Consider the following 21967-nt stretch of genomic DNA (forward strand, 5'->3'; position numbering starts at 1 on the left):
ATGCCATTCCTTCGACTAAATCCTAACCTTTTATTTTTCTTTTTAGAATTCTATGGAACGCTCCGTGCCTTCCGTCGTAAGGAACAGGAACATAGAGATGCCTCGCGCAAGCGATGTGCAGCTCTCGTTATCGGTCCGGCAGGAGGGCAGCGGTGCGATGAGGGTGTCGCTGCGTGCAGCCTACAGCCTCACGCATGAGCCCGAAAATTCTTCTTCTGTTGTACATCCAGTAGAAAGAGCATCACTACCTATCTACAAGAGGATCGATTCACTTCAATCAGCTATCTCTCCTCGAACCTTCGTACACTCCACTACTGTCTCACTACTGCATCCTCCATAACACCCTTCTACATAGAACAGACCAGATGTACGTTCTCACCCGCAGTGGATCATCCGTCCACTGCGGGTCTCTCATTGCCCTTGGATTCGGGACGAATCCATTCCTTACTCGCTTGCGCTCTCTCAAAAGAAAAACGACGTCGTTTTTCGTCCATACTCTTGCGCGCGCGGACAGGACGGAGGTATCCCGTCCGTCTACGCTCTATCGTCTCTTTACAGCACACCTTGTGCTTTCAAGCTGACGTATTCGTCTCCGGCACCGACGATGATGTGGTCAAGAAGCTGAATACCGACGATGCGTCCGACCTCGACGAGCCGTTCGGTCACCTCGATATCTTCCCTCGATGGATGCGGGTCACCGCTCGGATGCTGATGGCTGACGATGAGCGACGTCGCATTGTTGAGGATGGCGGACTTGAAAATTTCTCTAGGGTGGACGACGCTCGAGTTGATGCTACCGACGTGTGCCCGATGGACGGCAATGACGCGGTTCTTCGTATTGAGTAGGATGACGAGGAACACCTCACGGTCATCGTCCTGGATGAAGCGTCTCGCGACACAGAACGCGTCCTCTGGGGACGTGATGTGTGTCGTCTCGAGCGCGACGTCCGGTTCACGGACCTCTTGGCGGATACGGGTGATTTCAACGAGTGTAGTCAGTTTCATGGAAAAGCTCCTTTCGCGAGTGGGATGCAGTCCGACACGGCGCCGTCCTGTTGACGGGAACGTAGCGAGCGTCGCGAGACGGCGCAAGGGTGACCGCAGGGAAAGATCAAAAAAAGCGGACAGCGCACCGGGACGAAGGCTTCCGAAGCCCGCGAGCGAAAAGCTTTGCTTTGAGCCAAAACGCGGAGGAAGACAAGGAACGGCAGCGGCTTTTTTTGATGACCCTTGCGCCGACGAGGAGCGAGCTAGAGTACGGAAACAGGACGGCTTGCGGTCTCTTTCCATCAGACAGAGCGGGGCCGCTCTGTTCCATGCTTTTATCTATGGGATCCTATCTGATTGAAAAAAAGAACACACCCTAACTCATGAAGTGAGATAGGGTGTGTTCATACACAAAAAAGAAAAATATACCAAACTTCTATTAAATTCTTAATGTTTTCGCATTGATAGCTACGATGACCGTACTCAAACTCATCAAAACTGCTCCAATCGCTGGTGAAAGAATAATGCCGTATGGTGCTAAAATACCTGCAGCTAAAGGAATCGTAATGATATTGTAACCAGCTGCCCACCATAGATTCTGAATCATTTTATTATATGTTTTTTGCGATAGTTCGATGACAGATAAGACGTCCTTTGGATTACTTTTGACAAGGACAATATCAGCCGTTTCTACAGCTACATCTGTTCCACTACCAATCGCAATCCCTACATCCGCTTGTGCGAGAGCTGGTGCATCGTTAATTCCATCCCCTACCATCCCTACTTTTTTTCCTTCTGCTTGCACCTGTCTCACTTGACGTGACTTATCATCCGGTAATACTTCTGCGTACACTTGATCGATCTCAAGTTGGGAAGCGACCCACGAAGCGACTTTTTGATTATCCCCAGTCAGCATGATGGATTGAATCCCTTTCTCCTTTAATTCCTGTACAGTCTTCTTAGCTTCCTCGCGAACGAGGTCGGCAAGGGCGATCATACCGATTAATTCTGTGTCCTTTAAGACAAAGACGACCGTTTTCCCTTCTTCAGACAAATCTTCGAATGTCACTTCGTCGATTTCGAGTTGTTTGTCCCGTACGTATCGCGGACTAACGACGCGGACTTGCTTTCCTTCGACTGTTCCTTCCAATCCTATGCCTGTCATCGATCCAAATCCTGCGACCGATGGTAAATCAAGCTTTCGTCTTTGAACTTCAGTCAAGATCCCGCGAGCAAGTGGATGTTGCGACGACTGTTCGATGGCTCCTGCGAGTCGTAATACTTCTTCCTCACTTATACCTGTACTTGCCATCACATCCGTTACTCCAAAATTACCTTGCGTTAAAGTACCAGTCTTATCAAAGATAACCGCATCTAGTTTTCGTGCCTCTTCGAATTGTGTTCGATTTCGAATCAAAAGACCTCTTTTAGCGGAAAGTGCTGTAGAAACGGATACGACAAGAGGGGCTGCTAAACCAAGAGCGTGTGGACAAGAGATAACCATAACCGTTACCATGCGCTCGATTGCTGTACTAACCGAATATCCAAGTACAATCCAAATCGCGAAAGTCAGAACACCTGCTCCCACCGCGAGATAAAAAAGAATTTTTGCTGCTCGATCAGCTAAGTTTTGAGTCCGTGATTTGGAAGATTGCGCTTCACTTACTAAGCCGATGACTTTTGAAAGGTAGGTGCCTTCACCAGTACCTGTCGTCTCGACTGTCAGACCACCTTCTTGATTGATAGAGCCAGCAATCACGGTGTCATTCTCCTGTTTATCTACCGGAAGTGATTCACCGGTAAGCATTGATTCGTCAATCGTTGTTGTTCCTTCGACGATTTTTCCGTCTACCGGTACCTGTTCTCCCGGCTTGATCCGAATGAGATCTCCTGCCTCTAATTCATTGACCGGCACCTCTTCAACCTTCCCATCCTTCACTCGATGCGCCACACTCGGAAGTAACTTTACTAATTCCTGCAACGCATTTGAGGCACCCATGATTGATTTCATTTCAATCCAATGCCCTAATAACATGATGTCGATCAAGGTCGCTAACTCCCAAAAGAAATCATGTCCTTGTCCGAAACCGAATATGATAGCGACACTATAGAAATAGGCTACACTAATCGCTAATGCAATCAACATCATCATTCCAGGATTTTTTTGGCGTATTTCATTAATACTACCTTTTAGGAAGGGCCATCCACCGTAGAAGTAGACAATTGTGGATAGCAAAAGCAAAACAACGTCGTCATATGGAAAGCTAATGTTGATACCCGACCATTCTTGAATCATTTTGGAAAGTAGCAGGATTGGAATGGTCAACATTAACGATACGAGAAATCTTTTCTTGAAGTCTCCGATCATTCCTTCATGTTCATGATGTGAAGCACTCATTTGTTGGTCTTCATGATGAGTATGTTCGTGATGGATATGGTGATTCATAAGAAAACCTCCTTTTACGTACTATATACCTGTATGGTGTATATAGAGAGATCATGACTATATAGAGCTACATCTCGTTTTTACTTCCAGTTAAACTTATATATATAAATATAAAATGTATTTTGACACACTAAAAAATAAAAATTATCATACAAGTATAGGATATATTTTAAAAAATGAGACCATTTGTTTGAATAGGACTATTTAGCGCCAAAATCACAAGTACTGAAACTTTAAAAAGAATTAAAGGACAAGTTCGAGGTAGACATCAAATGATTGATGACAATTCATGAATTAACTGAACTGATGAAGACTATGGTCAAATGAACGAATAGGTACTATCGTGAACAGACAAATGAGCTAATACAAAAAACGCAATTAAAAAGCTTTGTTTTATGCACCTACAAAATTATCTCTAAGGAGAATCCAATCGTGAAACTTAACATACTCTTAAAAAGCGTAAGTCTTATTAGCCTATCCCTAATTGCGGTCGGCTGTGCTCAATCCCCGATGAAGTCTTCTACTCCCAATCATTCAAAGGAGGTAGATCATGCGAAACATATGAGCGGTGACAAGATTGAAGAAACATCATCATCGTTGATACTTCCCACGTTTTTAAAAACTCAACCTGAAGATGTACGAAATGTTTATCAAGCTGTAGGGAAAAATCGTAAACTACTAGAGAAAATACCTTGCTATTGCGGTTGCGGTGAAACAGTCAATCATAAAAATAATTATGATTGCTTTATAGAAGAAAACGCGACGAATGGATCGGTGAAATGGACAAGTCACGGAACGACATGCAGCACCTGTCTCGAGATTGCTGTAAAGTCTATTTTGAAGCAACGGGACGGAGAATCGGTTAAAGATATTCGTTCTGCAATCGATTCTTCATATAAAGATGGATACTCGAAGCCGACACCGACTCCCTTATGATTTTTATGATGACACTTTTGCTCCTATAGTAAGAGTGTCATTTCGTTTCATTCTCACTCCAACGATATCCTCTCCCCCCAAATTGTTTTCAGATGCCTATCGATCGGGTAATCTAACTCTCTTAACTTTTCTCTAATCATCTTAATATGAGAATCAACTGTCCTCGGATCCGATTCTGACGTATAAGACCAAACGAATTCATAAAGCTCTAGTCTGTTGAACAGCCTTCCAGGATGTTGAAGGAATAGTCGCAGTAATGCATGTGCTTTTGGTGTAAAGTCAATCGACTTGCCATCTAGTAAAATTAAATTGTTGCTCTCATCGAACGTAAGTCCGTGGTAGATAACGGGTTCTTTTGCTTTCCTTCTCATGACAGACCGAACTCTTGCTAAAAGTACGTCCCCGTTAAACGGCTTTGTGACATAATCTGTAGCTCCAGCATCTAGTCCTTTGACGATGGATTCAGCATCATTTAGAGCCGTTATCATGATGATAGGGACTTCCGGGTGAGAATCCGTTATTTTCTTACATACTTCGAATCCATCGTACATTGGCATCATTACATCCAATAAAATCAAATCGAAGGTTTCTTTTTTCACTTTCTCTAAAGCTTCGATCCCATCATTCGCCATACTACATTCATATCCTATTGGTTCTAGATAGAGTCTTAATAATTGCCTCATTCTTATTTCATCATCAACAATTAATATTTTATCCATCCTAGTCACCACCTCTTACATTAAAATTTTTTAATAATAAATGATTGTTAGTCTATTTCCTCATAAATTTCACGAACTTTCTATATAATCAATTCAACCTATAGAATGGAGTTGATTTTCATGAAAGTGTTTATGAAGAGTTTGATCGTTATCCTCTATGTATCCTTATTTTCTCTCACCATACTACTGGTCTATAAGGGTTATGAACTTTTTCATAACTAAGTATCTTAGTGCTTATAAATAATGAAAGAGCATCAGCTTTTTAGCTCATACCTTTTTCGGCATGGCGACATAGATGCTCCTTCATTTTTAACACTTCGCTTTAAGCAATTAATTTACGACAGACTTTTGCACATTCATTACAGGCCTCAGCGCACTTTTTACAATGATCATGATCATGTTTCGAACATTCTTCGGCACATCTTTCACAAATTTCAACACAGCTTCTTGCAAGAACATCAATATTGCTGCTGTTTCGAGAAATAGCTTGTACTAAAAGACTACAAATTTCAGAACAATCTCTGTCTAGACGTATACACTCTGCCATCGAAGAAACATGATGTTCACTCAAACACGCATCAAAGCATTCATTACAAGTCACTATACAGTTGTGTAGGGCACCTAAGATTTCTTGTTGTCCAGTATTCATTCTAAAATACCTCCATTTTCCGTCTTTTTTGACTTACACAAAGCCTATTTCCTTAGTTTGTGAAAAAAAGATGAAAACATTCACCTATTTTTTAGTCCACTTTCAACTGACCCATCATTCCGTTCTCTTCATGTTCAAGAATATGGCAATGGTACATGAATACCCCTTTTTCCTTGAAAGTCATCTGAATCTTAACTCGTTCATCTGGTTTTATAGCGATAGTGTCTTTTAGACCTGCTTCTTGATTATCCAGTTTCTGTCCGTTTCGCTCTAATACTTTGAATTGGACTCCATGAATGTGGAAGGGATGAGTCATTCCACCCATCATGTCTTTTTTATTATAGACCTCCCAAATTTCGGTTTCTCCTTGTTTCGCTTTAATATCGATTCTCTTCTCATCAAACTTTTTCCCATTGATTTCAACATTTTTGCCCATCCCGAAAAGAGTTAACTTTTGATTCACTGTAGACAAGGTCTTTAGCGGCTTTTCATATCCACTTTTCGGCGCCAATGCACTTAGGTTCGTCCCTTGTTTATCCTTCAGCTTGAAGTTAACGACCCTTACTCCATTCGTCTCAAATGAAACAGTCTCACCAATTTTTCTTTTTGAAAAGTCTACCAATACCTCTATACGTTCGCCTGGACTTAATTCAATTTTCTTTACGTTTTTCGGTTTTGAGATGTAACCACCATCATCAGCAATTTTTTTAAAGGATGAACCGTCAGATAGCTTCACTACGTAGTTACGTGCATTGGAGCCATTTATCAATCTGACTCTAAGTTGCGAATATTTTACGTTGAAATATGGATTAATCGTACCGTTTACGAGGAGGGTATCACCTAAAGCCCCATCTGTTTTTTCTACATCAGCATATCCAAGGACATTCCTGTTTTTAACTTTTCGATCTTGAAGAATTAATGGAATATCATTTTCACCATATTTTTGAGGTAGCATCGTCTCTTTATTTTTTTCATCTTTTACGTACAACAATCCTGCTAACCCCTTGTATACTTGTTCAGCAGTTTTCCCCATTGGATGTGGATGAAACCACAATGTCGATTCATCTTGCTTCACTTTAAACTTTACTACCTTCGTTTCACCAGCTTTCACGACTTGATGTGGTCCGCCATCTACGGATGATGGTACAACAAGACCGTGCCAATGGAATGTAGTCGCTTCTGATAAGCGATTCACCGTACGGATTGTTACCATTTTTCCTTTTTTCAATTCCACTACAGGACCTAAATAATTTCCGTTATATCCTAGAGTTTCAGTTTTTTTACTATCTCGGAAGAACTGTGTCTCCCCTTGTTTAGCGACAATCGTGTATTGAATGGAATTCTTGGTTTCACGATCGGATTTTAGCATCTTAGGGATGTTCAATCGTCGCTCTTTTTCTTCAGTTGATTTTAAATCGACACTCGCGCCATGTCCCATACCTTCCATCATAGTCTGATTTGTAGTAGTGTTCCCTCCATTCATCATAGATTTCATGTGCTGTTTGTTATTTGGCATAGTACCTCGGATAAAAAGTAAATACGAACCGCCCACTATAATCATGAGAGTAAAGATACCGATAGTTGCGATTAACCATCTTTTCTTCACATGGATCATTCCCTTCAATTAATTATTATCTTTAACTTAAAGAATGATTGTGAAAAAAATATGTCTTTCCACCCATGAATTTTATAGTTTTTTTCAATGTGTTACTTTTCTGCTCTCTGCAATGTTTCTGCAAATTTATGTGATAGAGTTTATGGAAAGCATAAAAAAATAATTGGAGGTAATTTTTATGAAATTAAAGAAAAAGATTTTTATGACAACTATGGCTGCTTCGCTTTCTTTAGCACTCGCTGCGTGCGGAAGCAATGGTGATGATTCTAAATCAACAGGAAGCATGGATAAAAATATGGACGGTATGGATCATTCGACGATGGACATGTCTGGATCGAAAGAGGTTCCGAAAGGGCTCCAAGAGGCTAAAAACCCTAAATTTAAAGTTGGCGACATGGCGATGATCAAAGAAGCACATATGGAAGGCATGAAAGGGGCCGAGGCTAAAATTGTAGGAGCTTATGATACTACTGCTTATAGCATTTCTTATGACCCTACAAATGGCGGGAAACGCGTCACGAATCATAAATGGATTATTCAAGAAGAGATTGTAGATGCCAAGTCATCTCCTTATGAAGTAGGCGATGAAGTAAAAGTAGACGCGGATCATATGAAAGGAATGAAGGATGCTACGGCCACTATCGACTCAGCTAAGCAAACAACAGTGTATATGATTGATTTCGAATCGACTACAGGTGAAGAAGTGAAAAATCATAAATGGGTGACTGAAGACGAACTATCTGCAGAATAAACGATAAACAAGAGAGGAACGGTTTTTTAACCGTTCCTCTCTTGTCTTATTTCTCCTTATTTAAGGAACCCACTTGTAACCAATTCCCCATACTGTGCGAAAGTGTTCTTCAATAGGAAACTCGAGTTTCCTAAGTTTTTCTCTTAAGTTTCTTACATGAGAGTCGACCGTTCGTTCATCTGTCCACTCATTTGCTAACCATAAACTTGAGAGCAGTTCCTCTCTTGAATAGACACGTTCTGGATTTTTTAATAACTTAGCAAGTAATGAAAATTCCTTTGGCGTGACTTTGACTAAATGATTATCATAATACAGCTCATGGGCGTCTTCATTTAAGATTAGACCCGACGATTCGATTTTTGATCCTGAAGAAACTGTAGTTCGTCTGAAAATCGATTGAATTCTTGCCTTCAATTCCGCCTCGTCGAACGGTTTCACAATGTAATCATCTGCTCCCAGTTGTAATCCTTTTACGATTTCTTCTTTTCCGTCGAGTGCTGTCAATAAAATGATTGGTACATTCGAAACTTCCCTTATCCTTTGACAGGTCTCAAAACCATCCATTAAAGGCATCATCACATCCAATATGATTAAGTCAGGCTCATCTACATCAATCAAGTTCAATATCTCTCTTCCGCTGTTCAGCTTAATACAGGTATAACTGTCTTGCAGATAGAGTTCAATCAGTTCTAACATTCGATTCTCATCATCTACCAAAGCAATGGTTCTCATCCTGGAATCCCCCTCAAGTCAATGACAACTTTCAGCCCGTTTTCTACATTCATAGCTACGATGGTCCCTTTGTGCGCTTCAACTATTTCTTTCGTGATAGCCAAACCGAGCCCAGTACCTCCTGTTTCACGATTTCGTGAAGAATCTACTCGATAAAAACGATCAAAAAGATACGGGAGTGATTGCTCATCCACACCACCACCTTCATCCGTAACTTCAATAAAGTTTTCATCAAGTTTTAAAAATACGCGTTTGTTCGCATGTGTATATTTTAGCGCGTTATCCAGTAAATTTAAGAGAACCTGATCAAATCTAGCTTGGTCTATCTCTTTGTAGATGGGAGTTTTATTAATTTGAAGAATTAATTTCACTTGTTTCTCCTCAAATTTAAAAATTATTCTTTCACTGATTTTTTTTAAGAAATCATTCATCTCTGTGATCTGAGGATCTATTTGAAAATGTGGCTCTTCCAATCTAGCAAGTTCAAACAAATCCTCAATCAGTTCTTGAAGTCTTTCGGATTCCTCATAGATAATATCTCCAAATCTCGATTCGTCTTTTTTGAGGAGTCCTGCATATCCCTTAATGTAGGTAATCGGCGTACGCAATTCATGTGTGATTGAAGTCAGAAATTGCTTTCTTGTATTTTGAATGTGACGTAAATCAACAGATAACTTAGTGATCGCTCGTGCTAAATCTCCTACTTCGTCGCTTCTCTCAGCTTCTCTGATTTTCAGCACCTCGCCTTTACTTAACTTTACCGTTGCCTCTTTCATTGATAAAAGTGGCTTTATAATGATATAACTCAAAAAATAAACACTTACTAATAGAAAAAGTACTAACAAGAATAGAGAGAACACTACTTGTTGTTTCAATTCCCCCATCAAATGCTGTATATACTTCGTCGGCTCTAACATAATTATTTGACCGCCATCTTCAATATTACTCACCGTCACTAAAAATTTGCCCTCTCTCCAATTACCTTCTACGATTCCATCCTTTTTTGAATCCAATCCGGGTTCAAAAATTGTTCAGCGTCGTTAGATGAATCGACGACTTGATTATTTTTGTCTAAGATAATCACATCAGTCATCGCCTTTTCCTCCATTAAAACAACGTGTTCAACTGTTTGCTTGTCGAAGTTAGTGGAAAGAACATCTCGATGACTATTGCCTCTCTCTTGAAGGCTCTCCAGTTCACTTTCTACTTGTTGATGCTCAAGAATGTTGTATACAATAGCAGATGAGAGAATGAAAATCATGAGAATCCCGAAAAAATAAAATAACGTTATTTTAAATGAAAGTTTATTCATAAAGTACCTTTCTCATTTAAGATGATTACATATAAAAACAAACTGTTGAGATTTAGAAAAGAAAGTATTCTTCATTTAGGCGATACACAAAAGAGCTTTTATCATTTGATTCTTTTAAAAGGACAATTCCTTGAATATTGCTCCACAAATAATTAGCGAAATCATAATCACTAAAAATAGCCTCACGAGTAGAATGCGTCATGAAACATTCTATTTTTGTAATCGTATACATTCCCTCCGAATCACGTTGATAATCGAAAGAAAAAGAACCCTTTATATTAAGCCTTTGAGCAATTATTGCTACGCACTCCTCTAAAATTGAGTTGGCAAACACCTCGTATGAAAGAACAGTATCTTGGTACCGTTCATACTCTTCTCTCATAAAACAGCAAATCACTTCACTAGATCGATAATCGACATATGCATCAATTTTCCCCACCTTTACACCTTCAGGCGCATTCTTTATCTGGTCAAAAGAATAAGTGAAAGTATTACCTTGAACCGAAAATGAATCATGAAGTACTGTTTTATCCCAGTCAAAGGATGTTATAAACGCTACGTTATTTTTTCTCATTTTCAACTTATGTTTTGATAACGTAGATGCTTCTTGTTCGCTTAAAGGGATAATCCAGCCTATTTCTTGAGAAGTACAATATTCAATCAGATTACTAATATACCCTTCTTCTGATTCTTTTTTTGAAAATGAATCAAAATATTTAAAATCAGGAAATAGCTTTCGAACCCATCCTTCTTTTGAAGAAATATGAATATCTATACTTACAAGTTTAAGTTGTTTTATGTTCTCCATCACTTTCCAGTTTTCCTCTACTCCCATTATCAGGACATTTTCACGAGACATTTACGATGCATCTCCTTTCGAAATAGAAAATAGAGCGTCAGAACCCTCTAAACCCTGTAAAATCAATCAATATTGTAGTTAGTTTCGTCAGACCATCGAAATACAATATGATACCTAATAAAATCATAAACCAGCCACCTATTTTCATAACCTTTGAAGAATAATTCATTAAGTATCTGGATTTCCCGACCAAAAACGACATCAAGAAAAATGGAATAGAAAAACCTAGTACATAAAAGAGCATATATAAAAATCCATTACTAGGATTCGTGGCGATCAAAGCAATAACTCCAGCGAGGATTGGTCCTGTACAAGGAGTCCATCCAGCAGCCGATCCGACTCCGACAATAAACGTTCCGATATAACCACGCTTTCTTTTTCCTAAGTTCATTCTTCGCTCTTTAAGTAAAAATATTGGGGTCCACAGACCAGTTAAAATAACACCGAATATGAATAAAATAAGTGCACCGCTCATCCGTAGAACATCTTTATACACTATAAAAAAATCAGCCAAATATGACGTTGAAAAACCCATCACTAAAAATACGCTCGAAAATCCAAGTAAGAAAACGAATGTATGGGGAACACCATTCCAGTTCCACTTTTTATTTTCTTTTAACTCTGTAACTGAAATTCCTGTAATGTAAGATAGAAAAACAGGATACAAAGCTAGGCAACATGGCGAGATAAAAGATAAAAACCCTGCTCCAAAAGCTAACAAAAAAGATAACTCCATCAAATTCCTCCCGAACTCTAAAAAATAAATCTTTTTTTAAGATGTATAAAAAAGAAATGTGTTTAATTTTAAACATAAAATCTGTTTGTGAAAAAAACTATGCATTTTTTGATTAAATCTCGTATCAATTTTTGAAATGAATTTGATACACTTTTTTGTAATATAGTGATGCTATACTCCTTTTAACAAATCGTTTGTCACCGTATCTTTATCTTTAAAGGAGTACAACTAATGAAAAACAAGGTAATACTTATCGCTTCTAGCGTCTTACTCACAACAACTTTTTCAATGCATAGCCCAAAAGTTGAAGCAAGTAGTGCATATAAAGTAAAAGTAAAGACAGACAATCTCCGTGTTCGGACTGGTCCTTCTCTCAATTACAATATAGTCGGCGTGACTAACACTGGTCAGACTTTTTCTTATTTAGGAAAAAAAGGAGCTTGGACAAAAGTACTTTACAAAGGGAACACACGGTATATCTATAGTTCTTACCTAAAAAAATATAAGAGCCACGTTGCAAAAAAAATGACGTATAATGAGTCTCTTTTTGCTTCTCCTACTAAAGGGAGGCTGACCCAAGGATACGGAAAATCTAATGGCGCTTACGGTTATACATTCCATAATGGCGTTGATCTAGCTGCAACAAAAGGCACACCTGTCTATGCTTCTGCGAGTGGAAAAGTCACTACCTCTAAAAACAGCGGTGCATATGGTAAACACGTTATGATTTCACATAGTCTAAAGAATCAAAAATACGTAACCGTTTATGCTCATATGAATAGTCTTTCGGTAAAAAGTGGTCAGACAGTCTCTAAAGGTATGAAGATTGGAACAGTTGGGAATACAGGAAACTCGTTCGGAAATCATTTACACTTTGAGATTCATAAAAACAGTTATAAATACAGCAGTTATTCTGCAGCGAATAGTGTCAACCCATTGAACTATTTGTAACCTAAAAAAAGAAGAGAGGATGTCCTAAGACAGCATCTTTTCAGATCATAGAAAAACCCTCATTTCGACGTCGAAATGAGGGTTTTTCTATGATCTGAAGCGACTTCATCAAGTCATTTATTTTGAAGTGGATTGCTGTGATCTAGCGTCTCATAAGACTTGTCTCAAAAGTGAGGTGATATTTTGCGGAAAATTGGTTATGTACGTGTCAGTTCAACTAGTCAAAACCCTTCAAGACAATTTCAGCAGCTAAGCGAATTCGGAATGGATATTATATACGAAGAAAAAGTTTCTGGGGCAACGAAGGAACGTGAGCAACTTCAAAAAATGTTAGAGGACTTACAAGATGGTGACACCATTTATGTTACAGATTTAACTCGAATTACTCGTAGTACACAAGATTTATTTGAATTGATCGATTACATACGAAGGAAAAAAGCCAGCTTAAAATCACTCAAGGATACATGGCTAGATTTATCAGAGGATAATCCATACAGCCAATTCTTAATTACAGTAATGGCTGGTGTTAACCAGTTAGAGAGAGATCTTATCCGTATGCGTCAACGTGAAGGGATTGAGCTGGCTAAGAAAGAAGGAAAGTTTAAAGGTCGGATAAAGAAATATCATAAAAATCATGCGGGAATGAATTATGCAGTAAAGCTATATAAAGAAGGAAATATGACTGTAAATCAAATTTGTGAAATTACAAATGTGTCTAGGGCTTCATTATATAGAAAGCTATCGGAAGAGAACAAATAGTTCAGTCCTATTCCATTAATTGGCCAGATAATGTTATGTACTTAAAGTCTTATGCAGTTTGGTTATTTTGTTATTAGAATTGGGTACTCCAATTCTTTTTTTATGAATTTTTTTACTCATTCAAATAAACACTTGAATGAATTATTAAAAATGGTTATACTATATTCAAATAAACACTTGAATGATATTGGGGTGAGAATGTGATTAAGAAAGATACTTGTGAAATTTATTGTTATGACGAAGAAAAGGTCAATCGAATACAAGGTAATTTACAGACAGTAGATATTTCTAGTGTTGCCCAAATGTTAAAAGCTATTGCAGATGAAAATAGAGCAAAAATTACCTATGCTTTATGTCAAGATGACGAACTGTGTGTGTGTGATATAGCAAATATTATAGGTGTTACGGTTGCAAATGCCTCTCATCACCTGCGAACGCTCCATAAGCAAGGGATTGTTAAGTTTCGAAAAGAGGGAAAACTTGCATTTTATTCATTAGATGATGAGCATATCAGACAAATTATGATGATTGCATTGGCACATAAGAAAGAGGTGAAGATCAATGTCTAGTGGGAAAGCAAAACTGTCTGAAGAAGAAATGAAAGCCTATCGTGTTCAAGGATTTACTTGTACTAACTGTGCAGCCATTTTTGAAAATAATGTTAAAGAACTTCCCGGTGTTCAGGATGCGAAAGTAAATTTCGGAGCATCTAAAGTTTATGTTAAAGGGACGACAACCATTGAAGAATTAGAAAAAGCAGGAGCATTTGAAAATTTAAAAATTCGAGATGAAAAAGAACAAAGGGTAGAACGAGAACCTTTTTGGAAGCAGAAAGAAAACATTAAGGTATATATATCAGCTCTTTTACTTGTAGTTAGCTGGTTCTTAGGAGAGCAGTATGGTGAAGAGCATGTTCTACCGACAATTGGTTATGCAGCGTCCATTTTAATCGGTGGATATTCGTTATTCATTAAAGGTCTCAAAAATCTAAGCAGATTAAATTTCGATATGAATACGCTTATGACTATTGCAATTATAGGAGCTGCAATCATTGGTGAATGGGGTGAAGGGGCAACCGTTGTTATCCTATTTGCGATTAGTGAAGCATTAGAGCGTTATTCAATGGATAAAGCACGTCAATCTATTGAATCTTTAATGGATATTGCCCCAAAAGAAGCGTTAATTCGACGAGGCAATGAAGAAATGATGATTCATGTTGATGATATTCAAGTTGGAGACATCATGATTGTTAAGCCCGGTCAAAAGTTAGCAATGGATGGAATAGTGGTTAAAGGTACATCGACATTAAATCAGGCTGCGATTACAGGTGAAAGTGTTCCAGTAACGAAAACCACAAATGATGAAGTATTTGCAGGAACCTTGAATGAAGAAGGGTTACTTGAGGTTAAAGTAACAAAACGAGTTGAAGATACTACTCTTTCAAAAATCATTCACTTGGTAGAAGAAGCCCAAGCAGAACGGGCCCCTTCTCAAGCGTTTGTCGATAAATTTGCAAAATACTATACACCAGCTATTGTCATACTTGCTCTTTTAATTGCGGTAGTTCCACCATTATTTGGCGGAGACTGGAGCCAATGGATTTATCAAGGCTTAGCTGTATTAGTGGTTGGTTGTCCTTGTGCCTTAGTAGTCTCAACTCCAGTTGCTGTGGTTACAGCAATAGGAAATGCAGCGAAAAATGGTGTTTTAATTAAAGGTGGTATCCATTTAGAAGAAGCAGGACACTTAAAAGCGATAGCCTTTGATAAAACAGGAACATTAACCAAAGGGATTCCTGCTGTAACAGACATTGTGACATATGGTAGAAATGAAAATGAATTAATGACCATAACAGCAGCCATTGAAAAAGGATCACAGCACCCTCTTGCTTCAGCGATTATGCGAAAAGCAGAAGAAAATGGATTAAAATTCAACGAAGTAACAGTAGAGGATTTTCAATCCATTACAGGTAAAGGCGTTAAAGCCAAAATAAATAATGAAATGTATTATGTGGGAAGTCCAAATCTTTTTGAGGAATTACACGGAAGCATTTCAAGCGATAGGAAAGAAAAAATTGCCGATATGCAAACTCAAGGTAAAACGGTGATGGTGTTAGGAACAGAAAAAGAAATTCTTTCGTTTATTGCCGTAGCCGATGAAATGAGGGAATCGTCTAAAGAAGTTATCGGCAAGTTGAACAATATGGGAATCGAAACAGTGATGCTAACAGGCGATAACCAAAGAACGGCAACAGCCATCGGAAAACAAGTTGGTGTTTCGGATATTAAAGCTGACTTACTTCCAGAAGATAAGCTAAATTTTATTAAAGAACTTCGAGAAAAACATCAAAGTGTGGGGATGGTCGGAGATGGCGTGAATGATGCTCCAGCCCTTGCGGCATCTACCGTTGGTGTAGCAATGGGTGGTGCTGGAACTGATACAGCTTTAGAAACGGCTGACATCGCCTTAATGTCTGATGATTTGAGTAAATTGCCATATACAATAAAATTAAGCCGTAAGGCTTTAGCAATCATCAAGCAAAACATTACCTTCTCTTTGGCGATTAAATTAGTGGCATTACTTTTGGTCATGCCCGGTTGGTTAACACTTTGGATAGCTATATTTGCTGATATGGGAGCAACTTTACTTGTAACATTAAACAGTTTACGCTTATTGAAAATCAAAGAATAGGTTCTAAAATGGGCGTCAACTATCGGGTGCGATCATTGAAAACAATGTTATGCTTCAAAAGGGATATTAACAGGAAATATACAACTAAAGGACGCTTTAACTGAGCAACGGAAAAAGCCAAATTTCTCAATTGATGTTGAGAAATTTGGCTTTTTAGTATGGGAATTTCCTTAGCATTGTAAATCCGCATTTTCCTGACGCTACCCCTTATAGAACCACTCTCCCCAACTACCAAGTTGGAGTAAAGGTGGGACGATCATCAGCAACAATGCACCTAGGAAGACGAACGGTGTATACACTTTCGCGAAACGATCAATGAACGCTTCACTCGGTGCTTTATTATCCTGCGCTTCCTCGACCAGTTCAATGATGTGCGCAAGCGTCGTCTCTTGATACGTCTTCTCGACGATCATGTCGAACGAACGATCCATGTTGAGCGTTCCGGCAAATACGTGATCGCCTTCCTTCTTATCGACAGGAATCGATTCGCCCGTGATCGGTGCTTGATTGATGGTCGTCGTCCCGTTCAAGATCGTGCCGTCCAGTGCAACCTGATCACCTGGTCGAATCCGGAGGATTTCTCCGACTCGCACCGCTTCCACCGGTTTACGTCTAACGTCCCCGTCCGTCAGCACGAAGGCTTCCTTCGGAGACAGTTCGATCAGTTTCTGAATGGAATTGCGCGTCCGCGCAAGGGAGCGATTCTGAAGCAAATTGCCGATGGCAAAGAGGAAGACGACGGTCGCTCCCTCGAGCCACTCCCCGATACATGCGGCACCGATGGCTGCTACGCTCATCAATACTTTCATGTCGAGTGAGCGGGCACGGACGGCATAATAGGCACTCCGGAAAACTCTCCCCCCACTGAGGATCAAGGCGATACCGTACAAAACATTCGGAAGATACGCCACTCCGCTCGTTTGGATGAGCAATCCCAGACCAATCAAAATCCCGGACAGGATCAAGGAGATCCCCTCGAACGACCGGACCGGTGCCTCGGACGTTTTCTTTCCCTTGACGTATCCATCGAAACCGATCTTGTTCAGCTCGCTTTGGACTTGTCGAGCATCCAGCTGATGGTCGATTTCCATCTCCCCACGGGCAAACGAAACTGTGACGGTCTGGACATTTTGCATCTTTTGAAAGTGTTGTTCGATCGTCTTAGCACAGCTACTACAGTCCATCCCGGAAACGGTGAATGTTTGGACGAGCTGATCTGATTTATCGGGAAGGGGCGGAAGCGATGACCGCGCTCTATCTGATCGGCGATACGCTCCTCTACGGTTGTCTTGCGCTGTTGATCGGTTTCTTTTCCGTCCATCTCATCCCTCGTTCTTACCGACCTGACGTATCGCTTTCAATCCGCTGGGTTCGCATGCTCATCGTGCTGATGCTGTTATCCTTTTCCCTGTCCGTCTTACGAATCGTACTGTATTTATATGAAGAGATCGGTTTTTGGATAACACTGCAATCCGTGTTACTTACATTCGAGGCAGGGAACGCTTGGATTCTGATGGCTCTCTGGAGTGTACTCCTTCTCATCGTCATCAATCGTGCATCACTCAGTCCTGGACGTATAAAACTAGGAGTATTCCTTGTTATGGCGATGGTCGTTACGTTCGCGTGGTCCGGGCACGCCTCTAGCATCAAAGGGGCAGAAGGCATGCTCGTACATTCTATTCACGCACTCGCCGTCTTCATCTGGACCGGTGGATTGCTCATGCTCGGCTTTTGGAGTCCATCAGACCGTAACTGGGGCATCTTCCTCGAATGGTTCAAACCACTCGTGACGCTATGTTTCTTACTAATCGTCGGTTCCGGCATCTATCTGATGTCTGTCGTCGTGCAGGTAGAGGAGTATTCCGATTCCTGGATTTTACCGTATGGACAAGCCTTACTCTGGAAACACGTCCTGATTCTACCCGTGCTGATCATCGGTATCATGAACGGGAAGTGGAGTTACGCGTCTCCTGAACGATCGTTTGAAGTCCGACGGATGCGGATGCGCATGGAAGGCATCTTGATCCTGCTTCTCTTCACAGCGACTGCGTGGCTCGGTCAACAGGAACCCCCTCACTCGATCAAGGATACTCTTCAATCCAGCGGGGCTGGTCCACTGTCAGGGTTTCTTTTCCCTAGCTTGCGTTTCACCTATTCTGATATCCGGTTCGAGCCGACCATGATATCCCTCTTCTTGATGGCAATCAGCCTCCTTTTCGTGGGATTGTTGGTGTACGTCATCCGATCAACCCAAGACTCCATCAAGACCCTCTATCTTGGATTAGGCGTCTCGATCTCATTATTTTTCGCAGCGTTGTATAGTATTTCCGTGTATTTATGATCCTCCACATGAGCATTTCAGCGTGTGCGACGTCTTATACAAAAAGAAAGGCATGCGATACAGCAGTCTTTCTTTTTTCATACTTATTCATCATTTTCATACTAGTTATAACAGGTTCAATCCTATTTTAAATCGGTGCCATTTCTAGACTACTACTGGAATATGTATTACAATGTATTACAAAGGAGCTGATAATCATGAGTACCATTTCCGTACGTCTGGATGACCAGGATACACGACTCATCAAAGAATATGCGAAGGCAAAAAACATCACGATTTCTACACTCGTTCGCGATGCCGTCCTCGACCGCATCGAAGACGAAATCGATTTACAACTCTATCATGATTCGATGGCAGCACACCGTAAAAAATCAGAAGCGATCTCTTTCGACGATATGATGAAGGAACTTGATTTAGAATGACAGCATTTACGGTAGAGTTTGAGCGCGGAGCTCAAAAGTCTCTCAAGAAGATGGATCCTCAACAAGCGCGGATCATCATGTCCTGGATCAAGAAGAATCTGGTCGGGACGGATGATCCGCGTCGTCATGGTAAAGGACTCGTCTCGAATCGCTCGGGTGAATGGCGGTATCGCATCGGTGATTATCGTCTGATTACTGACATTCAAGATGAAAAAGTCGTGATTTTGATTCTCGAGATCGGGCATCGTCGTGATATCTATAAATAAGACAGGTAGAACTCACATCTGAGGAAATATGTGAGTTTTCTTTTTTTTGTTTTTAAAACGACCGTTATGTATACAAAAATGATTATTCTCTCACAATGATGTATCTAGCTGATTAATTGTGCTATTAAGAGTTCTATAAACTCATCTTTTTATCAATGTGCTTTAAATAACCTAGAATACGTATTTACGATAAAAATTTATTTTTTGAATAGTGTTTCGTCCAACCGTTGTTAGTCAAAAAATATAAAAGTCTTTTCAGAGCTCCAATCAGTCTTTTTCAAACAACTGTATGAAAAAGACTGATTGGAGCTCTGCATTAATCTTCTGATTAATATCGCTTAAAGTAGATTTCTTTTTATCTATCTAGTTATCCTCAATTATGTTCGTAAAGACAGCTCTAAAAATCATAGAGAAAGGCGTATACATTTCGATGTCGAAATATGTATACGCCTTTCTTATTAATCATCATCGAACGCTCTAATAGCATCTTTCAAGTTCAACCAGAACGAAAAAGTTCATCTACTTGCCCATCATCCTTCATCGACCGATGTGAACGGAAGTGAAGACGAACTTATCGTAACGGTTCCTCGAGAACGAGTACTCGAACGGCTTCCCGTTCCCGAGGAAGACGACTTGCTCGACCTCGATGATTGGATCGGTATCCTCGTTCCCGAGATAATCGCGGTCCCACTGGTTCGGTTTATCCGCGCGAATCATCTTGTGTGAGCTCGTAATCGTGTAACCGAGGTCTTCCTGGATGTATCGATAGATTGAACTATCGAGGACCTCCTTCGTCACACCAGTGATCAACGAGGAGGGCATGAACGTATGCTCGATCACGTAAGGTTCGTCATCAACATAACGGACGCGCCGGATTTCATAGACGGGATCGGTCTTCTCGATCATCAGGTGACGGGCGACCTCCGTATCCGGGAAGCGCACCTCGAACTGGAGGACCTCACTCCTGACGGTCCGCTCACCGAGCAGCTTCGTCAACCCTTGGAATTCTTTGTTCAACACGTTGATTCTACCCTGTGAGAAGCTCGAAGGCAGGATGAAGGTCCCCTGTCCTCGCTGGCGATAGATGATGCCTTCCGATACTAGGATTTCGAGGGCCCGCTTCATCGTCATCCGGCTGACTGCGAACTCCTCCGCGAGTTGGATCTCGTCCGGCATTGCTTCCTCGACATCATAACCTCCGTTAAGGATTCGTCCGCGCAGTTCATCTGCGATTTTCTCATACTTTGGTTTCTTTTTAGTAGACATGATTACACCCCATGTATAGACATATACGTATAATATAACAAAAAAGGATGACCAGGGCTAGATATACCCTGATCATCCTTCCTCATCTCACGAACCCCTTCTCTTCGATCACGCGCTTGAACCAATGACCACTCTTCTTGACCGTCCGGCCCTGACTCGTAAGGTCCACGCCGACGAAGCCGTAGCGATTCTTGTAGGCGTTACTCCAAGACCAGTTGTCCATGAAGGTCCAGAGGTGATAGCCCTTGACGTTCGAACCTTCCTCCATGGCCAGATGCACCCACTTCAGGTGCTCCGCGATGAAGTCAATCCGGTAATCGTCCTGGATGCTGCCGTCCGCATCACGATAGCGTTCCTCCCCTTCGACCCCCATCCCGTTCTCCGAGATGAAGCACTCGATGTTCCCGTAGTTCTCACGAAGGTTCGTCAGGATGTCATAGACGCCCTTCTCGTAGATCTCCCAGCCACGATGACGGTTCATCTTCCGCCCTGGCATCTCATAGTAGTCGAACAGGTGCTCCGGCATGAACGGTGCCTTCGGGTTCGGAAGATGTTCCTTCACCTTGATCCGTCTCGGCTGATAATAGTTGATGCCGAGCAGGTCGACCGTGTGGGTCGCGATCTTCTGTCGATCCAGTTCCTCCATCAGAGGAAGCGCATCCTGTTCCTTCAACAGGTCTATCAACTCTGACGGGAATGTCCCGAGGACGGACGGGTCCAGGAAGGAACGGTTGAACAAGATGTCCGCCAGATGAGCGGCATGAAGGTCCGCCTCGTTCCGGCTTCTCGGATAAGACGGCGTCAGGTTGAGGATGATGCCGATCTTACCAGCCTGGCCCGACTCCTTATACGCCTCGATGGCCAAGGCACTCGACAAGATCGAATGATAGGCGACCTGGACGGCGCGCTTGAAATCCACCACGTTCGGATAATGGAAGTCGTACAGATAGCCCCCCTCGACCGGGACGATCGGTTCGTTGTGCGTGAACCATTTCGTCACGCGGTCCCCGAACAGCTCGAAGCAGACCTTGGCATAGTCGACGTAACGTGCGACGACGTCCCGGCTCTCCCAGCCACCTTGATGCTGCAACGCGAGCGGCATGTCGAAGTGGTACAGGTTGACGAAGGGCTCGATGCCGGACTGGATCAGCTCGTCAATCACGCGATTGTAGAAGTCGACTGCCTGGGGATTGACCTCCCCTTCCCCGGTCGGGAACAGACGGGACCAGGAGATCGACATCCGGAACGAGTTGTGACCGAGTTCCTTCATCAGGGCGATGTCCTCTTTGTACTGGTGATAGAAGTCGGATGCCACCGTCGCACCGACTCCGTCGAAGAAACGATTCGGCTCCTGCTCGTACCAGTGGTCCCAGATATTCGGTCCCTTCCCTCCCTCATACGCAGCGCCTTCCATCTGCGTCGCGGATGCGGCCGTCCCCCACCAGAAGTCGGTCGGGAAGGTATACTTCTTCTCCTGCACGGTCGTGTTCTCTGTCTGATTCATCCTATGCACATCCTATCTATAGTTG

The 21967-nt window shown here is 41.4% G+C and carries 22 protein-coding genes; 9 read left to right on the forward strand and 13 right to left on the reverse strand.

Features of this window, described 5'->3' with window-relative positions; all coding sequences use genetic code 11:
- Positions 1–552: 552 nt before the first annotated feature.
- Entirely contained in the window at positions 553–1005 is a 453-nt protein-coding gene (locus P401_RS0117070; RefSeq protein WP_034786403.1) for a JAB domain-containing protein, read from the reverse strand.
- A gap of 421 nt (positions 1006–1426) precedes the next feature.
- Positions 1427–3433: a heavy metal translocating P-type ATPase gene (locus P401_RS0117080; RefSeq protein WP_029343431.1), complete on the reverse strand. Its 2007-nt coding sequence runs from the start codon at positions 3431–3433 to the stop codon at positions 1427–1429.
- A 432-nt stretch (positions 3434–3865) separates the two neighbouring features.
- Here P401_RS0117080 and P401_RS0117085 point away from each other — a divergent pair, with 432 nt between their 5' ends.
- The gene (locus P401_RS0117085; RefSeq protein ID WP_029343432.1) at positions 3866–4369 is read left to right on the forward strand and encodes a PCYCGC motif-containing (lipo)protein; all 504 of its coding nucleotides are present in this window, start codon (positions 3866–3868) and stop codon (positions 4367–4369) included.
- A 53-nt stretch (positions 4370–4422) separates the two neighbouring features.
- Here P401_RS0117085 and P401_RS17970 read toward each other — a convergent pair whose 3' ends face one another.
- The 3 genes from P401_RS17970 to P401_RS0117095 all read right to left on the reverse strand — a co-directional run bounded on the left by P401_RS17970 (position 4423) and on the right by P401_RS0117095 (position 7343).
- Complete coding sequence (locus P401_RS17970) at positions 4423–5088, reverse strand: response regulator transcription factor (RefSeq protein WP_051656375.1); 666 nt, start codon at positions 5086–5088, stop codon at positions 4423–4425.
- 322 nt (positions 5089–5410) lie between these two features.
- Positions 5411–5737 carry a four-helix bundle copper-binding protein gene (locus P401_RS18390; protein ID WP_081834796.1) on the reverse strand — a complete coding sequence of 109 codons (327 nt, stop codon included), beginning with the start codon at positions 5735–5737 and terminating at the stop codon, positions 5411–5413.
- Between the two features lie 91 nt (positions 5738–5828).
- Complete coding sequence (locus P401_RS0117095) at positions 5829–7343, reverse strand: multicopper oxidase family protein (protein ID WP_081834797.1); 1515 nt, start codon at positions 7341–7343, stop codon at positions 5829–5831.
- Positions 7344–7530: 187 nt separating this feature from the next.
- Here P401_RS0117095 and P401_RS0117100 point away from each other — a divergent pair, with 187 nt between their 5' ends.
- Positions 7531–8103: a YdhK family protein gene (locus P401_RS0117100; RefSeq protein ID WP_029343434.1), complete on the forward strand. Its 573-nt coding sequence runs from the start codon at positions 7531–7533 to the stop codon at positions 8101–8103.
- A gap of 60 nt (positions 8104–8163) precedes the next feature.
- On the opposite strand, the gene P401_RS0117105 is transcribed toward P401_RS0117100, so the two are convergent.
- The 5 genes from P401_RS0117105 to P401_RS0117120 all read right to left on the reverse strand — a co-directional run bounded on the left by P401_RS0117105 (position 8164) and on the right by P401_RS0117120 (position 11742).
- Entirely contained in the window at positions 8164–8835 is a 672-nt protein-coding gene (locus P401_RS0117105; protein WP_029343435.1) for a response regulator transcription factor, read from the reverse strand.
- Positions 8832–9848, reverse strand: coding sequence for a HAMP domain-containing sensor histidine kinase (locus tag P401_RS17975; RefSeq protein ID WP_160171474.1), 1017 nt, complete (start codon positions 9846–9848; stop codon positions 8832–8834). Before P401_RS17975 ends, P401_RS0117105 begins: the two co-directional genes overlap by 4 nt.
- Positions 9821–10096 (reverse strand): hypothetical protein, encoded by a 276-nt coding sequence (locus P401_RS18195; protein WP_160171475.1) that lies wholly within the window; start codon positions 10094–10096, stop codon positions 9821–9823. Before P401_RS18195 ends, P401_RS17975 begins: the two co-directional genes overlap by 28 nt.
- 103 nt (positions 10097–10199) lie before the next feature.
- The gene (locus P401_RS0117115) at positions 10200–11006 is read right to left on the reverse strand and encodes a hypothetical protein (protein ID WP_029343436.1); all 807 of its coding nucleotides are present in this window, start codon (positions 11004–11006) and stop codon (positions 10200–10202) included.
- Between the two features lie 37 nt (positions 11007–11043).
- Positions 11044–11742, reverse strand: coding sequence for a cytochrome c biogenesis CcdA family protein (locus P401_RS0117120; RefSeq protein ID WP_034786404.1), 699 nt, complete (start codon positions 11740–11742; stop codon positions 11044–11046).
- Between the two features lie 231 nt (positions 11743–11973).
- Here P401_RS0117120 and P401_RS0117125 point away from each other — a divergent pair, with 231 nt between their 5' ends.
- The 4 genes from P401_RS0117125 to P401_RS0117140 all read left to right on the forward strand — a co-directional run bounded on the left by P401_RS0117125 (position 11974) and on the right by P401_RS0117140 (position 16143).
- Positions 11974–12693, forward strand: a complete 720-nt coding sequence (locus tag P401_RS0117125) for a peptidoglycan DD-metalloendopeptidase family protein (protein WP_029343438.1) — start codon at positions 11974–11976, stop codon at positions 12691–12693.
- Between the two features lie 183 nt (positions 12694–12876).
- Positions 12877–13452 carry a recombinase family protein gene (locus P401_RS0117130; RefSeq protein ID WP_017474137.1) on the forward strand — a complete coding sequence of 192 codons (576 nt, stop codon included), beginning with the start codon at positions 12877–12879 and terminating at the stop codon, positions 13450–13452.
- Between the two features lie 200 nt (positions 13453–13652).
- Positions 13653–14021: an ArsR/SmtB family transcription factor gene (locus P401_RS0117135; RefSeq protein WP_017474136.1), complete on the forward strand. Its 369-nt coding sequence runs from the start codon at positions 13653–13655 to the stop codon at positions 14019–14021.
- On the forward strand, positions 14014–16143 hold the full coding sequence (locus P401_RS0117140; protein ID WP_017474135.1) for a heavy metal translocating P-type ATPase: 2130 nt from the start codon (positions 14014–14016) through the stop codon (positions 16141–16143). Before P401_RS0117135 ends, P401_RS0117140 begins: the two co-directional genes overlap by 8 nt.
- Before the next feature lie 200 nt (positions 16144–16343).
- On the opposite strand, the gene P401_RS0117145 is transcribed toward P401_RS0117140, so the two are convergent.
- A complete protein-coding gene (locus P401_RS0117145) occupies positions 16344–17327 on the reverse strand; it encodes a heavy metal translocating P-type ATPase (RefSeq protein WP_034786414.1) in 984 nt (327 codons plus the stop codon).
- 14 nt (positions 17328–17341) lie between these two features.
- On the opposite strand from P401_RS0117145, the gene P401_RS0117150 reads away from it, so the two are divergent.
- From P401_RS0117150 to P401_RS0117160, 3 genes are all read left to right on the forward strand, one after another.
- A complete protein-coding gene (locus tag P401_RS0117150; RefSeq protein ID WP_029343441.1) occupies positions 17342–18484 on the forward strand; it encodes a copper resistance D family protein in 1143 nt (380 codons plus the stop codon).
- 197 nt (positions 18485–18681) lie between these two features.
- Entirely contained in the window at positions 18682–18906 is a 225-nt protein-coding gene (gene relB / locus P401_RS0117155) for a type II toxin-antitoxin system RelB family antitoxin (RefSeq protein ID WP_026829710.1), read from the forward strand.
- Positions 18903–19172 (forward strand): type II toxin-antitoxin system RelE family toxin, encoded by a 270-nt coding sequence (locus P401_RS0117160; RefSeq protein ID WP_029343442.1) that lies wholly within the window; start codon positions 18903–18905, stop codon positions 19170–19172. The genes relB and P401_RS0117160 overlap by 4 nt, the downstream gene beginning before the upstream one ends.
- Before the next feature lie 537 nt (positions 19173–19709).
- Here the strand turns inward: P401_RS0117160 and P401_RS0117165 are convergent.
- Both P401_RS0117165 and P401_RS0117170 read right to left on the reverse strand, forming a co-directional pair.
- On the reverse strand, positions 19710–20438 hold the full coding sequence (locus P401_RS0117165) for a GntR family transcriptional regulator (RefSeq protein WP_029343443.1): 729 nt from the start codon (positions 20436–20438) through the stop codon (positions 19710–19712).
- 82 nt (positions 20439–20520) lie between these two features.
- On the reverse strand, positions 20521–21942 hold the full coding sequence (locus P401_RS0117170) for a glycoside hydrolase family 1 protein (protein ID WP_029343445.1): 1422 nt from the start codon (positions 21940–21942) through the stop codon (positions 20521–20523).
- Positions 21943–21967: the final 25 nt, after the last annotated feature.

It is taken from the genome of Exiguobacterium acetylicum DSM 20416, from assembly GCF_000702605.1.
Taxonomy (GTDB): Bacteria; Bacillota; Bacilli; order Exiguobacteriales; family Exiguobacteriaceae; genus Exiguobacterium_A; species Exiguobacterium_A acetylicum.

Coding starts and splice junctions, on each gene's coding strand:
- P401_RS0117120 (WP_034786404.1), bottom strand. CDS start 11,742: ATGGAGTTATCTTTTTTGTTAGCTTTTGGAGCAGGGTTTTTATCTTTT.
- P401_RS0117125 (WP_029343438.1), top strand. CDS start 11,974: ATGAAAAACAAGGTAATACTTATCGCTTCTAGCGTCTTACTCACAACA.
- P401_RS0117170 (WP_029343445.1), bottom strand. CDS start 21,942: ATGAATCAGACAGAGAACACGACCGTGCAGGAGAAGAAGTATACCTTC.
- P401_RS17970 (WP_051656375.1), bottom strand. CDS start 5,088: ATGGATAAAATATTAATTGTTGATGATGAAATAAGAATGAGGCAATTA.
- P401_RS0117145 (WP_034786414.1), bottom strand. CDS start 17,327: ATGGACTGTAGTAGCTGTGCTAAGACGATCGAACAACACTTTCAAAAG.
- P401_RS0117105 (WP_029343435.1), bottom strand. CDS start 8,835: ATGAGAACCATTGCTTTGGTAGATGATGAGAATCGAATGTTAGAACTG.
- P401_RS0117115 (WP_029343436.1), bottom strand. CDS start 11,006: ATGTCTCGTGAAAATGTCCTGATAATGGGAGTAGAGGAAAACTGGAAA.
- P401_RS0117100 (WP_029343434.1), top strand. CDS start 7,531: ATGAAATTAAAGAAAAAGATTTTTATGACAACTATGGCTGCTTCGCTT.
- P401_RS0117080 (WP_029343431.1), bottom strand. CDS start 3,433: ATGAATCACCATATCCATCACGAACATACTCATCATGAAGACCAACAA.
- P401_RS0117070 (WP_034786403.1), bottom strand. CDS start 1,005: ATGAAACTGACTACACTCGTTGAAATCACCCGTATCCGCCAAGAGGTC.
- P401_RS0117140 (WP_017474135.1), top strand. CDS start 14,014: ATGTCTAGTGGGAAAGCAAAACTGTCTGAAGAAGAAATGAAAGCCTAT.
- P401_RS0117160 (WP_029343442.1), top strand. CDS start 18,903: ATGACAGCATTTACGGTAGAGTTTGAGCGCGGAGCTCAAAAGTCTCTC.
- P401_RS18195 (WP_160171475.1), bottom strand. CDS start 10,096: ATGATTTTCATTCTCTCATCTGCTATTGTATACAACATTCTTGAGCAT.
- P401_RS18390 (WP_081834796.1), bottom strand. CDS start 5,737: ATGAATACTGGACAACAAGAAATCTTAGGTGCCCTACACAACTGTATA.
- P401_RS0117165 (WP_029343443.1), bottom strand. CDS start 20,438: ATGTCTACTAAAAAGAAACCAAAGTATGAGAAAATCGCAGATGAACTG.
- relB (WP_026829710.1), top strand. CDS start 18,682: ATGAGTACCATTTCCGTACGTCTGGATGACCAGGATACACGACTCATC.
- P401_RS0117150 (WP_029343441.1), top strand. CDS start 17,342: ATGTTTGGACGAGCTGATCTGATTTATCGGGAAGGGGCGGAAGCGATG.